Annotated in this window: 16 protein-coding genes and 3 pseudogenes; 18 read left to right on the forward strand and 1 reads right to left on the reverse strand. The window is 32.1% G+C overall.

From position 1 onward, the window contains the following. Positions 1 to 5 precede the first annotated feature (5 nt). From walK to ACA31_RS01065, 11 genes are all read left to right on the forward strand, one after another. A complete protein-coding gene (gene walK / locus ACA31_RS01010; RefSeq protein ID WP_057511530.1) occupies positions 6 to 1838 on the forward strand; it encodes a cell wall metabolism sensor histidine kinase WalK in 1833 nt (610 codons plus the stop codon). After that, a complete protein-coding gene (locus ACA31_RS01015) occupies positions 1828 to 3168 on the forward strand; it encodes a YycH family regulatory protein (RefSeq protein ID WP_057511531.1) in 1341 nt (446 codons plus the stop codon). The genes walK and ACA31_RS01015 overlap by 11 nt, the downstream gene beginning before the upstream one ends. Continuing rightward, the gene (locus ACA31_RS01020; RefSeq protein ID WP_057511532.1) at positions 3169 to 3948 is read left to right on the forward strand and encodes a two-component system regulatory protein YycI; all 780 of its coding nucleotides are present in this window, start codon (positions 3169 to 3171) and stop codon (positions 3946 to 3948) included. Positions 3949 to 4555: 607 nt separating this feature from the next. Beyond that, positions 4556 to 5356, forward strand: a complete 801-nt coding sequence (locus ACA31_RS01025) for an MBL fold metallo-hydrolase (protein ID WP_156393384.1) — start codon at positions 4556 to 4558, stop codon at positions 5354 to 5356. Positions 5357 to 6008: 652 nt separating this feature from the next. Beyond that, positions 6009 to 6488 (forward strand): 23S rRNA (pseudouridine(1915)-N(3))-methyltransferase RlmH, encoded by a 480-nt coding sequence (gene rlmH, locus ACA31_RS01030; RefSeq protein WP_057511534.1) that lies wholly within the window; start codon positions 6009 to 6011, stop codon positions 6486 to 6488. A 140-nt stretch (positions 6489 to 6628) separates the two neighbouring features. Next, on the forward strand, positions 6629 to 6889 hold the full coding sequence (locus ACA31_RS01035) for a GNAT family N-acetyltransferase (RefSeq protein ID WP_057511535.1): 261 nt from the start codon (positions 6629 to 6631) through the stop codon (positions 6887 to 6889). Positions 6890 to 7117: 228 nt separating this feature from the next. After that, positions 7118 to 7576 carry a MarR family transcriptional regulator gene (locus ACA31_RS01040; RefSeq protein WP_057511536.1) on the forward strand — a complete coding sequence of 153 codons (459 nt, stop codon included), beginning with the start codon at positions 7118 to 7120 and terminating at the stop codon, positions 7574 to 7576. Between the two features lie 119 nt (positions 7577 to 7695). After that, positions 7696 to 9108 carry a DHA2 family efflux MFS transporter permease subunit gene (locus tag ACA31_RS01045; RefSeq protein WP_057511537.1) on the forward strand — a complete coding sequence of 471 codons (1413 nt, stop codon included), beginning with the start codon at positions 7696 to 7698 and terminating at the stop codon, positions 9106 to 9108. Positions 9109 to 9893: 785 nt separating this feature from the next. After that, positions 9894 to 11069, forward strand: coding sequence for an FtsW/RodA/SpoVE family cell cycle protein (locus ACA31_RS01055; protein WP_057511539.1), 1176 nt, complete (start codon positions 9894 to 9896; stop codon positions 11067 to 11069). Positions 11070 to 11105: 36 nt separating this feature from the next. Beyond that, on the forward strand, positions 11106 to 12452 hold the full coding sequence (mgtE, locus tag ACA31_RS01060; protein WP_253721345.1) for a magnesium transporter: 1347 nt from the start codon (positions 11106 to 11108) through the stop codon (positions 12450 to 12452). Between the two features lie 235 nt (positions 12453 to 12687). Beyond that, complete coding sequence (locus tag ACA31_RS01065) at positions 12688 to 13389, forward strand: TVP38/TMEM64 family protein (RefSeq protein ID WP_057511541.1); 702 nt, start codon at positions 12688 to 12690, stop codon at positions 13387 to 13389. Positions 13390 to 13546: 157 nt separating this feature from the next. On the opposite strand, the gene ACA31_RS01070 is transcribed toward ACA31_RS01065, so the two are convergent. Then, the gene (locus ACA31_RS01070) at positions 13547 to 14134 is read right to left on the reverse strand and encodes an undecaprenyl-diphosphatase (RefSeq protein ID WP_057511542.1); all 588 of its coding nucleotides are present in this window, start codon (positions 14132 to 14134) and stop codon (positions 13547 to 13549) included. A 208-nt stretch (positions 14135 to 14342) separates the two neighbouring features. On the opposite strand from ACA31_RS01070, the gene ACA31_RS01075 reads away from it, so the two are divergent. The 7 genes and pseudogenes from ACA31_RS01075 (at position 14343) to ACA31_RS01090 (ending at position 17453) form a co-directional block, all read left to right on the forward strand. Then, on the forward strand, positions 14343 to 14528 hold the full coding sequence (locus ACA31_RS01075; RefSeq protein WP_057511543.1) for a hypothetical protein: 186 nt from the start codon (positions 14343 to 14345) through the stop codon (positions 14526 to 14528). After that, positions 14525 to 14644: pseudogene (locus tag ACA31_RS12995) on the forward strand (sulfite exporter TauE/SafE family protein); the annotation flags it as partial. The gene ACA31_RS01075 and the pseudogene ACA31_RS12995, both read left to right, overlap by 4 nt. A 14-nt stretch (positions 14645 to 14658) precedes the next feature. Continuing rightward, positions 14659 to 15267, forward strand: coding sequence for a methyltransferase domain-containing protein (locus ACA31_RS01080; protein ID WP_057511544.1), 609 nt, complete (start codon positions 14659 to 14661; stop codon positions 15265 to 15267). A 526-nt stretch (positions 15268 to 15793) separates the two neighbouring features. Next, the gene (locus ACA31_RS13195; RefSeq protein ID WP_156393386.1) at positions 15794 to 15949 is read left to right on the forward strand and encodes a hypothetical protein; all 156 of its coding nucleotides are present in this window, start codon (positions 15794 to 15796) and stop codon (positions 15947 to 15949) included. A 12-nt stretch (positions 15950 to 15961) separates the two neighbouring features. Continuing rightward, positions 15962 to 16396: pseudogene (locus ACA31_RS01085) on the forward strand (oxidoreductase); the annotation flags it as partial. Then, positions 16387 to 16545 (forward strand): annotated as a pseudogene (locus ACA31_RS13000) (fumarylacetoacetate hydrolase family protein); the annotation flags it as partial. The pseudogenes ACA31_RS01085 and ACA31_RS13000, both read left to right, overlap by 10 nt. Positions 16546 to 16559: 14 nt before the next feature. Further along, on the forward strand, positions 16560 to 17453 hold the full coding sequence (locus tag ACA31_RS01090) for a VOC family protein (RefSeq protein WP_057511546.1): 894 nt from the start codon (positions 16560 to 16562) through the stop codon (positions 17451 to 17453). Position 17454: the final 1 nt, after the last annotated feature.

The raw sequence follows: 17454 nt of genomic DNA on the forward strand, positions 1-17454 counted from the left end.
TATAAATGAAATGGCTTAAATATTTTCAATCTTTACACACGAAACTCGTTATTGTCTATGTGTTGCTCATTGTAATCGGTATGCAAATTATCGGTTTATATTTTACCAATAGTCTAGAAAAAGAATTAACACAAACATTTAAAAATAATATTTCGCAATACGCGAAACAAATCGAAATTAATATAGAGAAAGTCTATGACGAAGACAATTCAGTTAATGCTCAAAAAGAAGTTCAAAACTTATTAAATGAGTATGCCAATAGACAAGAAATAGAAGAAATCCGCTTTATTGATAAAGATCAGATTATTATGGCGACTTCAAAGCAGTCTACGCGTAGTCTAATAAACCAAAAAGCGAACGATAACTCTATCCAAAAAGCCTTATCTTTAGGTGAAATTAATAGCCATACCGTGTTAAAAGATTACGGTAACGGCAAACAACGGGTGTGGGTCTATAATTTACCAGTTAAGACATCGAATGACGGAACGATAGGTGACGTTTATATCGAAGCGGATATTAACGATGTATTTAAACAACTAAGCAGTATTAACCAAATCTTTATTGTTGGTACAGGGATTTCCTTATTAATTACTATTATTCTTGGTTTCTTCATTGCGCGTACGATTACGAAACCTATTACAGACATGCGGAACCAAACGGTAGAGATGTCTAAAGGTAACTATACGCAACGTGTGAAAATTTATGGGAATGATGAAATTGGTGAGTTGGCCCTTGCTTTTAATAATCTGTCGAAACGTGTACAAGAAGCTCAAGCGAATACCGAAAGTGAGAAACGACGCTTAGATTCAGTTATCACACATATGAGTGACGGTATTATTGCGACCGACCGTCGTGGTCGTGTGCGTATTGTAAACGATATGGCACTGACGATGATGGGCTCATTAAAAGAAGACATTATCGGAGACTACATGTTAAATGTACTTAAATTAGAAGAAGAATTCTCTTTAGATGAAATTCAAGAGAACAATGATAGCTTCTTATTAGATATTAACGAAAATGAAGGCATTATTGCCCGTGTTAACTTTAGTACAATCGTTCAAGAAACAGGATTTGTGACAGGTTACATTGCCGTACTACATGACGTTACAGAACAACAACAAGTAGAACGTGAACGTCGTGAGTTCGTAGCAAATGTTTCACATGAATTACGTACACCACTGACATCCATGAACAGCTACATCGAAGCGTTAGAAAGCGGTGCTTGGGAAGATAAAGAACTCGCACCACAGTTCTTATCCGTAACACGCGAAGAAACAGAACGTATGATTCGTCTCGTAAATGACCTCTTACAATTATCTAAAATGGACAACGAATCCGATCAAATCACGAAAGAAATCATAGATTTTAATATGTTTATTAACAAAATTATTAACCGTCACGAAATGTCCGATAAAGAAACAACATTCGTCCGCGAAATTCCTAATAACACGATTTTTACTGAAATCGATCCAGATAAGATGACACAAGTATTTGATAATGTCATTACTAACGCGATGAAGTATTCTCGTGGCGATAAACGTGTAGAGTTTCACGTGAAACAGAATGCGTTATACAATCGTATGACGATACGTGTGAAAGATAATGGTATTGGTATTCCAATTAATAAAGTAGATAAAATCTTTGACCGTTTCTACCGTGTGGATAAAGCACGTACACGTAAAATGGGTGGCACAGGTTTAGGCTTAGCCATTTCCAAAGAAATTGTTGAAGCACATAATGGTCGCATTTGGGCAAACAGTGTAGAGGGACAAGGAACATCAATCTTCATTACACTGCCATGTGAAGTACTAGAAGATGGTGATTGGGATGCGGAGTAAAGAGTTAATCAAATCCATCATCCTATACCTTTTAGTATTAATGAGTGTTGTTTTGACATATATGACGTGGAACTTCTCGCCAGACTTAGTGAGTGTAGATCAACAAGATAGTAGTGATAAAGATGCTAAAGCAAATACGGTAGGCAAACCGCTCGACCAAGGCATGAGTAAAGTCGTTGCCCCATATCAAATCATTCACTCCAATGGCGAAGATACAAAAGGTATGGAAGCTACACGTAACAACGCCACAGAGGCCATCAGTCCATTGAAAAACCAGCGTGTACTACATGCTGAACAAATGCATAGTAATCATAATTTGATTATTCCAGACTTAAGCAACGAATTTTTAGTGTTGGATTTCAGTTATGACATGCCACTATCAACCTATTTAGGCCAAGCATTGAATATCGATGCGAAAGTACCGGATAATTTTAAATTCGACCGTTTATTAATTGATGACAATAAAGATGGCAAAGTAAAACTCTATGCGGTCAGTAAAGATCGTCATAATGTCGTTCGTATGACAACGACAGCGAAGATAAGTTCATTTGCTAAAAAAATAAAAGAACAACAGAAAAATATGCAGCCGTATACAGAGATTATTACGAATAAAGATACCATCGATAAGGCAACGCATATCTTTGCACCTAAGGCACCTAAAGGTCTGAAATCATACCACACGATTTACAACCGCATCAGTGTTGATACGATGAATTCCATACTCTTCAATGACTCTGTCGTTGTACGTAGCACGAAAAGTGGTACAACGACATACAATAATAATACGGGTGTCGCTAACTACAGTGAAGATAATGAAAAATATCGTTATACAAACCTTTCAGAAGATGAGAATCGTTCAACAAATATGCAAGACAGTATTCCAAGTACTTATGATTACATCAACAATCATGGTGGCTTTACAGACGACTACAGACTGTTCAGCACAGATAATAAAGGCGGCGAACTGACATATCAAATGTTCTTGAACGGCCGACCAACCTTCAATGATGATGACTTGAATAATATTAAAGTTTCATGGGGCGATAAAGGCGTCTTCAGTTATGCACGTGCATTGTTAAAATCTAACGTCACGATAGATAGCGGCGAAGATGAAATAGATTTGCCAGGTGCTGAAACAGTACGTTCAGAACTGGCAAACAACCCAGCAATCGACTTTGAAGAAGTAACGAATATGACGATTGGTTACAACATGGAACACAAAGATGACGGTAGCGACATCGAAATTCAACGTAATAGTGAATTCAAACCACAATGGTATGTAGAGTATAAAGGCGAGTGGCATGCATACAATGATGGGGGGCTAGAATAAATGAACTGGAAACGCGCAAAAACATTATTTATTATAGTATTTATTCTAGTCAACATCAGCCTGATTATTATTTATGTGGATAAAGTAAACAAATCACAAATTAATGATAGTGAAGATGAAAATGCAGTGGATTTTAAACAAGAAGAAATTAAAATTCCAGAAAATCTCCCAAGTGTAAATGGTTTGAAAATGCAATTACTGACAGCGAGATCAAATGACTTCTCATCTTATGCGAAGACACGACCAAGTATTACAAGCGAGTCTTCAGGCACAATGGCCAAGGGCGATATTAGCAATTCGATTAATATCAGTAATGACCAATTTACCGACCTTAAATCGTATGTCAAAGGCAGCGTGTATAAAGGTGAAGATTATGAAATGAGTCATATTGATGATGAAAAGGTTACATTTGAACAGACATATAACGACTATCCAATTATGAATAATAGTAAAGCGAGACTGCAATTCAATATTAAAAATGGTAAATCTTCAAGTTATGAACAAACTGCTATGAAATCGATCGAGCCTTCAGAAGGTACGAATAACGATGAAAAGCAAGTGAATACAGCGCGAAGTGCTATCGAAGACCTTTACTATAATCGTTATCTTAAATGTAACGATGAAGTAACTAATGCAAGACTAGGCTACTATACTGTCGTTAAAGAACCGAACGTTCAAGTGCTAGAAGCTAATTGGGAAATCAAAGTAAAACACGGTGACAAGATTAAAACATATTATGTAGAAGCCGTAGCAGACAGTCCGAAAATTATTGAAGAATAATCTTGTGGGTAACTGTGGATAAGTTGAGAATGAATTATCACGGGAGCGGGACAGAAATCAAAATTAGATTTCTATTCTGCTCTCTTTCTATTTAAAATTTACCAATTTTGAAAGTGCATGCTTGCCTGGGATATGGCACTGTCAAATAAATAACGTCTCAGTTTTTATTGTTATATTGGCAATAGATGACTGAATTGAAAATGCGCTTATACTAAGCTTTTTCAGTTCTAGTCATCTTTGCCGAGGTGGGACAACGAAATCTTATTAGAAAAATTAGATTTCTGTTCCACTCCCATATTATTCCACTAGGCGTCAGCCCTTTTCAAAATCGGTAGAAGTATATGTAACGATATAAAAAATATTTGGGTATTGTACACATCGATACAAGGGAATAAACAATTTGGACATGCGGAAACTTAAAAGTATGTTAAAATTAAATACTGTTAATGAGAGTTATTGAAGAAGTATGAAATAGTTCGAAAGAGTTTCATATTCTCAAAAACTTAGAGAAATTACTTTATTATAATAAATAATTAGACAGAGGGCATATTGATGGCACATAAACCGGAGACTGCCCCATCGTAATATAAGCAATAGATTAGAAAGGGTGAATCGCTTGATACGTATGAGCGCATTGGCGAGTGGCAGTACAGGGAATGCCACTTATGTGGAAAGTGATAAAGGTAGTATACTTGTCGACGCGGGTTTGACAGGTAAGAAAATGGAAGAGCTGTTTGGACAAATAGACAAACAAATTAAAGATTTAAACGGGATTTTAGTTACACATGAACATACAGATCATATTAAAGGTCTAGGCGTGTTAGCACGTAAATATGGTTTGCCGATTTATGCGAATGAGAAGACATGGACAGCTATTGAAAAGAAAGATAGTAAGATATCAATGGATCAGAAATTCATTTTTAATCCATATGAGACAAAATCAATTGCAGGATTTGATATCGAATCGTTTAATGTTTCTCATGATGCGATAGATCCACAATTCTACATTTTCCATAATGATTATAAGAAATTCACAATTTTAACAGATACAGGTTACGTTTCAGACCGCATGAAAGGCATGATCCAAGGTAGTGATGCGTTTATTTTTGAAAGTAATCACGATGTGGATATGTTACGCATGTGCGGTTATCCTTGGAAGACAAAACAACGTATACTTAGTGATATGGGACACGTTTCAAACGAAGATGCAGGCTTAGCAATGACAGACGTTATTACAGGCAGCACAAAACGCATTTACCTGTCTCATTTATCACAAGACAACAACATGAAAGACTTGGCGCGCATGAGCGTTGGACAAGTCCTCAACGAACACGATATCGACACAAACAAAGAAGTATTGTTATGCGATACTGATAAAGCCAAAGCAACCCCGATATATACATTATAGAGAATCTAAACTTCAAAGAAGTTTAAATTCTCTCAATGCGACAGCCCTAGCTGTTGTAATCCGCAATTCTACATTAAGCATGTGTATGGATATTTAATGCAGTAGTGGAGTTGATCAACAAATACTTAATTCAAATCAACCGATATCTCATTAGGAGGTATCGGTTTTTTATATTTTTCTAGCATACATATAAGTTAAAATACATTTAATGAGAGAATCTTTATAGGAAAATTTACCCAATAAAAGAAGGAATATATGGGCATACAACCCTAGGTCTTAACTGAAAATTGCAATATGCAATTGACGGATAATTATAACAATTTATGGAATCGGTATGTAGTAAGGAATAAGCAAAGATAGTATGAAGATAATGTAAACCCTGTGAATAAGTATGTAAGACAACCTCGAACTTATCCACGGAATTATACATAGTTATCCAGAGGTGTGCACAATTCACAGGGAAATACCCACATTGTACACAGACTTATCCACAAAATAACAAGTTATTCACTTCTTTTGTGTAAAAATCGTAAACATTATTAAAAAATAGTATGCATTCCTGTTATAATAAGAGGGAATAGTGTGAATAAGTGTATAACTTGTGGATAAGTCTAACAACTATCAACGACTATATAATTTTTGGAGGATAACTATGAAGATTACGATACTCACAGTAGGTAAACTAAAAGAGAAATACTGGAAACAAGCAATAGCAGAATATGAGAAGAGACTTAGTGCATATTCTAAAATAGAAATCATTGAAGTGCCTGATGAAAAAGCACCCGAAAATATGAGTGACAAAGAGATAGAGCAAGTTAAGGAGAAAGAAGGCCAACGCCTGTTAGCAAAAGTGAAACCACAATCCACAGTCATTACTTTAGAGATTAAAGGTAATATGCTGACATCAGAAGGATTAGCAAAAGAAATAGAAAGCCGCATGACACGTGGCCAAAGCGACTTTACGTTTATAATCGGCGGATCAAACGGCCTACACAAAGAGGTTTTAGACCGTAGCAACTATGCCCTGTCATTCAGTAAAATGACTTTTCCACACCAAATGATGCGTGTCATCTTAATCGAGCAAGTCTACCGCGCGTTTAAGATAATGAGGGGAGAAGCTTATCATAAGTGATGCGGTTTTCAAAAATAAAATTACATATTCACTTTATGAAGTAGGGTGAGATTACTAATTAAGGAATAGTAATAACTATGGATACTTCATATTTATTGAAAAATAAAGTGAGAATGTAATAGGGAGTGATGGAGCAAAAAATGGAATTTGCAAATAAAGAATACTTTGATTTATATTATCGATTGGATCCTAAGTCAACAGGTAATGGATATGCAATTGAAGCTATGGTAAAGATTTTAAATAGGTTACACTATGAAATAGACAATATTTTACCTTTTGTAATAAGAACCGATAAAAATAACTCAGCTTCTATAAATTTAGTTCATAAATTAGTATTTCAAAGGGATACTAATTTTGATGATTTTACAGATGAAGGAGACGTCTTCTTTTTAAAAATCTAACTTAATGACTAAAATATAATAATTCACATCAAATTTTAAAACGTTCTTGATTAAGATGAAATTTGAAACAATCAAGAGACTCCATATTCAATAAATTTCGGAATTTTATAAGTTGAATATGTATTGAAAGTAAATAACTTAGCAAAGTTATTTAGTATAATAATTAAATATATCATAAGACCGTCATATAAAGTGTTTACTACAATAATAATATAAGGAGATTTTAAAATGAATAAAGTGAAAGAACTATTATATCGGATGAGACGTGTGCAAGATAGAATAATCTGGCTTAATAAACCTATAATGGAAAAAGAACTAAACGGATATACCTCATCAGAAGTTCATTGTTTAGAATCTATCAAAAATATTAAAAATCCTAATGTAAAAAAAATAGCTGATGATTTATTCATGACTAGGGGAGCGATTAGTAAGTTAACTAAAAAATTGTTAAAAAAAAATGCGATTGAAAGTTACAAAAAAATTGAAAATAAAAAAGAAATTTACTTTTTGTTAACTGACGAAGGGGAAAAAATATATTTAAAACATTTAAAATTACATCACAACTTTTTCCTTAGAGACAAGCCCTTTTTCGATGAAATAACTAATGAAGAATTTGATATATTGATTACTTTTTTTGAAAGATACAGTAAATATTTAGAACAAGAAATAAATAAAAATAGTAAATAAATGGAAAAGATAAGTATAAAACCCATATCTTTTCCATTTATTTACCTGTTTTTATGTTGACAAGGAAACAATAAATGCAATATAATGTTTCCTGGGAAACGAAAAAGGAGCGAGTTTAAATGACAGAAAAACAGTTGAATAGCATTCCTAAAAGTACGATGTTAGCTGCATGGGCAATTGCTTTAGGAGCAATTGCACCTATGCTAGATTCAACAATGATTAATATTGCAATTGGTGATTTAACTCAATACTTTAACGTACCGTTGAATTTAATCCAATGGGGTGTGACTGGTTATATTTTAGCAATGGCAATTGCTGTACCTTTTTCAGGATGGTTAATGGACAATTTTGATGGGAAAAATGTTTATATAGCTTCAGTTTTACTTTTTGGGATAATATCCTTATTTACAGGAATGAGCAATATAGTTTCATTATTTATTTTATTTAGAGTATTACAGGGGTTTACTGCTGGGATTATTACTACACTTATGACAACGCTATTAGTAAAAATAGCTGGCCAAGATAAAGTTGGTCGTGTTATAGCAATAGTGAGCATACCTATGATTTTAGGACCTATACTTGGTCCTGTTTTTGGTGGATTTATTATCCATTTCACTTCTTGGAAATGGATATTTTTTATTAACATTTTTATTATGGTAATTATTATTCCAATTATGATTAAAAATTTACCTTCATTTTCGCCTTTTAATAAAGGACGAAAATTAGATTGGTTTGGTATTGCTAATTTATCTTTAATCAGCGTTACGTTCATATATGGTATTACTAAAATTACTAATAACGCTAAACTCATGAATAAAGAATTTATTTTTACACTAATTCTTGGAATTCTATTAATTGCTATATATATATATTATAATCGTAAAAAAAATTATCAAACTGTACTACCTACTAATTTGTTTAAAAATAGAAATTTTGCAGCATCAAGTAGTGGCTTGTTCTTAGCCAACTTAGCTATTATGGGGCCTATGATTATTTTACCCTTATTTTTTCAACAATTTAAAGATTTTAATACTATAGGAGCTGCTATAGCATTAATACCTCAAGGCATAGGCATGTTAGTAGCACGTCCTATGATTGGTAAATTAACTGATGAATATGGAGCAAAAAAAATTATTTTTATTAGTTTAATAATATCTTTAATTGGTTCTTTTCCATTAATTTTCATTACAGGACATACTTCTATAATCGTTATTAGCATAATTTTATTTATAAGAGGCATAGGTGTTGGTGGAGTTTTATTACCATTGACTACAAGCACATACGTTGGTTTGAAAGAAGAACAACTCCCTCAGGCTGGAATTACTATAAATATTGTTGAAAGTATTGGATCAAGTTTTGGTTCAGCAATAATTGCTACTGTGGTTGCTACAATGATAAAAAGTCCATTTGTCTCTTCAAATAATATAGTGAGAGCTTATCAAGTTGGATTTTTAGTACCAGTTATTATATTTATATTATTATTTATATGTTGGAATTATTTGTATTCAAATAAAGAAATAAATCAAAGATAACTTGAATAGTGAGTTAAAAAGCGTTGATGCAAATGATACACCTCCATATTCTCTAAAAATCTTAATAATATATTAATAGAAAACAACTCCCTCTCAATTAATTAAGAGGGAGTTGTTTTAACAAACTAAAATGTTTGGAACTCATATTAATATTTATGACTTTAAAAATGATAATAATGTTTTTTTTAACGTTGAGGTTCTTCTATTGCCACACCTTGTGCAATATACGTTCCTTATTAAGACAAAATTTAATTATGAAACGATTCAGAGACTCTTTATTAAAAAAGAGTCCCTTTTAATATGTCTTTTGGTAATGATCGATTATACCAATTATTGAAACCTAATCATGATATTTATCACTTGAAGTTAAACTTTGTGTAATTATTTTTAGGTTATATATTAAGTAACTCAAGTACGTGGCTCTACTTCTTCTTTTTAGCAATTTCCTCAGAATAAATAGGTTGTTTGTAGATTGGAGTATTACTTTTGAGGATACTGTTTCCATCAGTCATTTATCTACATGTGATTCTCCAAATAAAATGGGTGGTTTGTTTGTATGAATAAACCAAGGTGAACAATTAATATGCCTCTTCCTTTATAAGTAAGTACACTCAGAAAATTAATAATAATATTTTCAAAGATTCAATATTATTATTAATGCAACCTTTCAAAACCACTTTTCCTTTTATAATATCAAATTCTCAGTTTAACGAAAACTCCAAAACCATTGCTAACTTAATCAAATTTTGATTAACTGGATGTTAAAGCTTTTTCGGGGGGATAAAATGGAATTATTTTTACAGACATTAAACAGAAAGAGAAAAGAGAATGATTTTGGTTTAATTATAAGTTTTATTACATTGGGTGTATTAGGTGTGATTATGGTATACAGTGCCAGTATGGTTCCCGCATCTAAAGGGGCGCTCACAGGAGGCAACGCTGTCATAAGTAATTATTTTATGAAAAGACAATTTGTATTTCTTATCATAGGGACTGCGATTATTTTTACATCTTTTTTTATAAATATTAATGTGTTAAAACAAGTTAATGTACAAAAGGTTATTGTATTAGGAACGTTAACTTTATTGCTATTAACAATAATAATTGGTAACGAAGTTAATGGTTCAAAAAACTGGATTAACCTAGGTTTTTTTAGTTTACAATCTTCTGAGTTTTTAAAGCTATCTTCTATATTTTATCTTTCTTACATAATTGATCAACGTTTATCTAGCAAACAAGATTATAAATTAAAACATTTGATGCCCCCATTGGGTATATTAGGCGTTGGATTATTTCTTGTCTTACTTCAAGGTGATTTAGGCGGAACAATATTAACGGTCGCTATCATTGCATGCATCTTACTTTACTCTGACATAAAGGGAAAGGTAAAGCTTCAAATTCTAGGAATTACTTTAATTCCTACTACAATTTATCTACTTTACACTTTGCTATTTGATGCAAAAAACATTTACAGGTTAAAACGTATTAACGTTATGCTAGATCCATTTAAATATGAAAAGGATGACGGCTATCAGTTAACGAGTGCACTGATGTCTATAGGAAATGGCGGGTTATTTGGGAATGGTTTAGGAAATGGGGTTTCAAAATTAGGTTATTTACCTGAACCCCATACAGATTTTATCTTTACTGTTATTTCTGAAGAATTAGGATTGATAGGTGTGTTAATTGTTTTGATGATTTATGGTTTTATTTTAATGAAAGGACTTATTTATGCAAATAAAACCAATAATCATTTTTATAAACTCATTTGTATTGGTGTTGTAAGTTATTTATTTATACAAGTTTTTGTAAATTTAGCAGGTGTCTCAGGTCTGATACCATTGACTGGGGTAACATTGCCACTATTAAGTTACGGGGGTTCTTCAATGTTAAGTGTTAGTATCGCTTTTGCTGCTTTACTAGCGGTAACAAGGAAAATTAATAAGGAGAGCATTCACTAACTAAACTTAATGAAAAATATTGAAAAGAGGAATATTATGAATTTAAAACAAAAGCATCTTGTTAATTTAATAGAGGAAAATCACTATTCACAATTTAGAATAGAATTTTTAAGCTTACATGCTTATGAACAAAGTGAATTTTTCTCAGCAATAGATAAAAAAATTAGGAAAAATTTATATGAATTACTTTCTGCTCAAGAAGTAGCTCGATTTTTAGAATATTTAAATACTAGTGACAAAGAGTTCGAAATGATATTTAATGAGTTACATGTAAATTATGCGAGTGAAATATTAGAACATATGGCAGATGATGATGCAGTAGATATTTTAAATAAATTGTCGAAAGAACAACGTATTACACTGCTTACGCTTATGCCAAAGGATAAGTCAACCTTGTTGAAATCTTTAATGCATTATTATGAAGATACAGCTGGTGGCATAATGACTAAAGAATATATTTCTGTCCCAACTACTATGAACGTTGATGAAGCGCTGAAATATATAAAAGAAAAATCCAATTATGCTCAAATGATTTACGTTATTTATGCGGTGGATGCTAATAATAAATTGGTTGGAGTTATGTCTTTAAGGGAGATTATTCATACTGATGCCGATATGTTGATTAGTGAAATCATGAAAGTTAATGTCGTACAAACAGACATTTCTACTGATCAAGAATATATTGCCCAAACTATTCGTGATTATGATCTTATTGCAATTCCCGTAGTAGATTATCAACAACATTTACTAGGTATCATTACAGTCGATGATATTTTAGATGTTATGGAAGCTGAAGCCAATGAAGATTATTCAAGATTAGCAGGAATTGACAGTGTTAAAGATACAGAGGAATCTATTTTAAAAACTGCTAAAAAACGTTTGCCTTGGCTAATCCTACTTACTTTTTTAGGTATGATTACAGCAACGATATTAGGGTCATTTGAAGAAACACTTGAACAAGTAGCATTACTTGCAGCATTTATCCCTATTATAAGTGGTATGTCTGGTAATACAGGAACACAATCCCTGGCTGTTTCGGTCCGTAGTATTTCGACGGGTGATATGAAACATAAAAATAAATTGAGACATGCTTTGTATGAATCTGGGAGTGGTTTTATTTCTGGATTTGTCTGTAGTTTAATTTTATTTTTAATTATTGTGATTCTTTATGGTCAGCCATTATTAGCGACAATTGTGGCTATTAGCTTAACCATTGCTATGACAGTTGGAACAACGATAGGTTCAGTCATTCCATTATTTATGAATAAAATTGGCATAGACCCAGCCGTAGCAAGTGGTCCTTTTATAACTACAATCAATGATATAGTAAGTATGTTGATTTACTTTGGTCTTGCTACCTCATTTATGAGTTATCTAACATAATCTATTTATAGACAAAATATTTTTATTAATATAACGATACTTAGTGCTGAATATATTTTAAAATATGTTAGAGAAACAAAAATTCAGGAGGAATGAAAATGAAATTCATAGATATTTTCAGAAAATTGTATGGACTATATGAGGTTTTTGATGAAAATATAAAACTGATTAAACAATATATATTACCAAGATTACAAGGCGTATCTTCTAAGTTCAAGATTAGGGAGAAGGCTCTATGAGTACGTTTAAAAAGAACAATAGCATGTTTTCTTTTCGTTCTATAGGTTCTTTAATTGTTCTGGTGGGGCTAGGCGTATCGTTATTATGGATTAGTTTCTATCTAGAATTACCGTCACCAGCGGAAATGCGCAAGATTATACTTAGCTATGGATGGGCAGGATGGTTGGTATTCGTAGGAATTACCGTAGCCATCGCTATTACTCCTATTCCTATAACACTGCCTGCCTTTGTAGCCGGGTCTCTCTATGGTCTGGTGGAAGGGACACTGCTCTCTTTCTCCGGAGTAATGCTTGGATCTTGGGTTGGATATTGGCTGGCGCGTCTTGTAGGTCAACGTATTACTCTTCAGCTACTAGGACGACACAGATTTATTGTACAGAAGCACCTTAGTAATGCGGGATTTTGGGCTATGTGTACGGTGAAGCTAATGCCTGGTTTGCCGTACTGGCCAGTAAATTATGGTGCTGGGGCCTTAGGTGTAAGACAGTACACTTTCATCTATGCTACCTTTTTAGCTTCTATCCCTGGACAGATTTCTTTGGTGGCTTTAGGTGCTTTTGCAGTGAAACACTCAGTATTCCATGGTGTCGTATTAATTATCGCGTGGACTACGGTATTGATTTTGACTGGTATTTCCTATCGCCATTGGCGTGGCACAAATTCTGATATACAGAACCCAGAGGAGATAGAGCGATAGGCAAACTATCTATGATTTTTGAACACAATATCCATTACTGTTTGATTTTAAAATGATAAAGAGATTCCTTTTAAATAAGGAATCTCTTTTAATATGTGCACCTTTCTATAATCATCGGTTATTTAAAAGGGGTTAGTAAATCATTAAATTATATTTTCTATTTCGATATTTTTGATAGAATAAATTGTTCTCCATTTTCGTATAGTTCTAATGATTTTTTAATTAAATTTATGCAAGGAACAATCCTGAAACAAATCGAAGCTGACAACGTGCCTAAAATTGCTCCCACTAAGATGTCTCCTGGGTAATGAACCCCCACCCAAATGCGTGAAATTCCTACAAGAAAAGCCAATATTAGCCACATAAATCTCAAATTTTTCTTAAAAAGTAAAAACGTGATGCAGATAGAAAAAAACTGCATTGCATGGTCACTTGGAAATGAATTATCTACTGTATGCCCAATAAGTTGGTTAACATTTGTTAATTCAGCAAATGGCTGATTATTTGAATATATTTTCCCTACAACTTTCCCCAATACTTCAGCCATTACAAAAGCAATCATTCCACAAATGATCATTATTCTATTCTGCTTTTTTCGAGTGAACCAATATATGATAATACCTAAAACTAAAAAGTATTTCATGTACTTAGCTAAAAAAATCATTAATGGATTTAAAAATAGCAATTGTTTACTTAATTCGTTAAACATTCTAAAAATTTCAATATTTACTTCTGATAAATTCATAAAACTCATCCTCTTAATATTATAATGTTAGTTTAAATATAAATTATACTTAATCTCTGACTATACCAAAGTAAAGAACTTAGATAAACCTAGTCATATTAGTTCAGAAATAATCGTTTGTTAACACAAATTCTTATAAAATCCCTATTATTTAATATTTATTTTCTGTTAGTATGAAATTAAATATAGATATAAATGGAGTGAGATGATGCAACGACCGAAATTAAGAAAAACATTATTTACTTTACACTTTTTAATTGTTATCTCATTCATAGTTATAATTGTAGTATCAGGTTATCCGATATCTCAAAATCTTTGGATGATGATACCAATTTGGTTAGGTATTATTTTCATGCCTTCTATTATTGATAAGATTGCACCAAAACAAAATTAGGAAGCATTATCTTTGCACCTATAGGTTTAAAATTAGGTAATAAGGTTCCTAATACTGTACAAAAATTGATTGTAAGTATCTTAATTGTTATCGCAATCGTTCAACTTATATTTTAAAAGGAGACATTAAAATGAATCATTGGGATGAAAAATTTAATTCTGAAGATTATGTTTATGGTAAAGAGGCAAATGAATTTGTAAAAAATACATTTCAATCTAAAACTACAAATAAAGAAAAAGTTTTATTACTCGCAGAAGGTGAAGGCAGAAACGCTATCTACCTCGCTCAACTGGGTTATGATATCACAACGTATGATATGTCTAACGTAGGTATTAACAAGCAAGATAAATTAGCAGAAGATGTAGGTGTTAATATAGACGCAAAATATGGCGATATTACCCAGCCTAATTTAGCACCACAATCATCATTTGATTATAGTATTAATATCTTTGGCCATGTTCCGAAAGAAGGGAAACAAGGTATGTTTAATAATCTTGTGCAATCACTAGTTAAACATGGTCATAGTTATTTTGAATTTTATTCAACAGAACAACTAGAATATGGCACTGGTGGTCCAAAAGATGAATCTATGTTGTACGATACTGAAGAAATTAAAACTTACTTAAGAGATTTACCAGTTAAAATTCATCAACTAGAAAAACATGAATTTTACCGTAACGAAGGTATTAAACATACTGGTATAGGTTCTATAATTCAAGGGCACATAGAAAAAATTTAGTATTTGAGAATGCTAAATTTGATATAACAAATAGTAATTTAATCAATTTATGATAATAAAATATCTTTTAAATGAATTATTGTTATTTTGTTTAAATCTATCGTTATTAAGACATATTTTGATTTTGAAACGTTTAAGACACACGCATAATATGCATGTGTCTTTTGTTACACTTATAAGCCTTATTTATTCCAATAACCTAATTCATAGATTATAAATAATCAGGATATGATGATTTTATAAAAGAAGTTGGAGAACCTTTAATTTCAGATAATGATACACTTAAATTACCAACGGAAGAAGATATAACCAATTTAGTTAATATTGGGAAGAAATATAATATGAGCTTTTTAATAAATAATCAATGGTTGTAAGACGAAGCTTAAAATAATAATAGTAATAAGATTTATGATAATAGAGGAGATAAAATACTAATGAAATTTGAAAAACTATTTGGAAAGTCTAAATTTAAAAATGGAATTGAGATAAATAATAGAATAGTAATGGCACACTTAATAATGATGAATTGAAGTATATTGAAAGAATATCAAATGGCCCAGGGATGATAGTAACAGCTTGTGCATACATTTCTAAAAATGGGAAAGGATTTGAAGGCGAAACATCTGTGGAAGACGATAGTATGATTAGCCAACTGAGTGATTGGGCAAATGTATTAAAATAAAATGATTCAAAAGCAATATTACAATTACATCATGGAGGCAGAACTTGTAATCTCAATTCAGTTGTTAACAATGAAGTAGTAGCACCAAGTAATATACCTGCAGTAAGAGAAGCTTCAGGAGGAGTGAATCCGATAATTCCCCGTGAGCTTACTAATGAAGAAATAATTGATATTATACGGGATTTTGCAAAAGCAACAAAAATAGCTATAACAGCTAACTTTGATGGAGTGGAAATACACGGTGCAAATGGGTACCTACTGCAACAATTTTATTCTCCTCATGCGAATAGAAGAAAAGATAGATGGGGTGGTTCTAGAGAAAAAAGATTGGAATTCCCTATGGAAGTTATCAATGAAGTTAAATCAACAGTAGAAAAATATGGGGATGACTTCTTTATTATAGGCTATCGTTCCACTCCAGAAGAACCAGGTTTAACAATGATGTAGTTAAACAAAACTCTAATACTTCTAAAATGTTATTTTCTGTTCAAGAAATTATTGAGTACTTATCTTCGATTATGACACTTGAACCAGGGGACATAATTGCTACTGGTACACCAGCAGGAGTTGAACATGGAAGAGCAAAACCTGATTATAGGAGGAATTATATATGTTTGAAATCGTACGCCTAGTCAATGTGACATTGAATACTAAAAATATTGAAAAGATGCAAGACTATTATACTCACGTTATAGGTATGTATCATATAGAAACTGATAATGACATCAATCGCTATCTTAGTTTTGGAGTAGATCATCATAATTTAATTTTGAAACCCACTAAAAGTGATTTTGGATTTCAAAGTTTATCTTTTGAAATAGCAACGGATAACAGTTTTGAATCTATTATTCAATATTTTCATGATAACAATATTGCAGCACATCTTAAATTTAATGAAGAATACAATGTACCAGAACTTATAGAATTACCAGACCCTGATGGTCATTTAATTCATCTCTTTTTAGAAAGTCCTAAAACAAACGTTGATTGTAAAAATGGAGGTATTAGCCCTGATAAACTAGGTCATGTCGCGTTTACTGTTAATGACGTTGAACAAACAGTTGAATTCTATGAAACATTTTTAGGGTTTAAAGTCTCAGATTGGATGGACGATTTCTTTTGTTTCATGAGATGTAATCAAGATCATCATACAGTGAATTTTATTGAATCTAAAAAAACAAAAAAAATGCATCATTTGGCATTTGAACTTAAAGATGCATCTCACATTATTACTAGCAATGATTTGCTTTATAAAAATAATAAACCTTTAATTTGGGGTCCAGTTAGACATGGTATTGGACATAATATGTCTACTTATCATAATGATCCAGAAGAAAATACAATCGAACTATTTACAGAATTAGATGTTATTAATGAAAAACAAGGCGTTTTTGAACCACGTTTAGTGCATGATGATCATCCACAAAAACCAAAAGTTTGGAAAAATACCGATGATGCAGCAAATTTATGGGGCACACCGCCGCCAGAAGGATTTATGGATTAAT

This window comes from Staphylococcus sp. NAM3COL9 (assembly GCF_001431205.1).
GTDB lineage: Bacteria > Bacillota > Bacilli > Staphylococcales > Staphylococcaceae > Staphylococcus.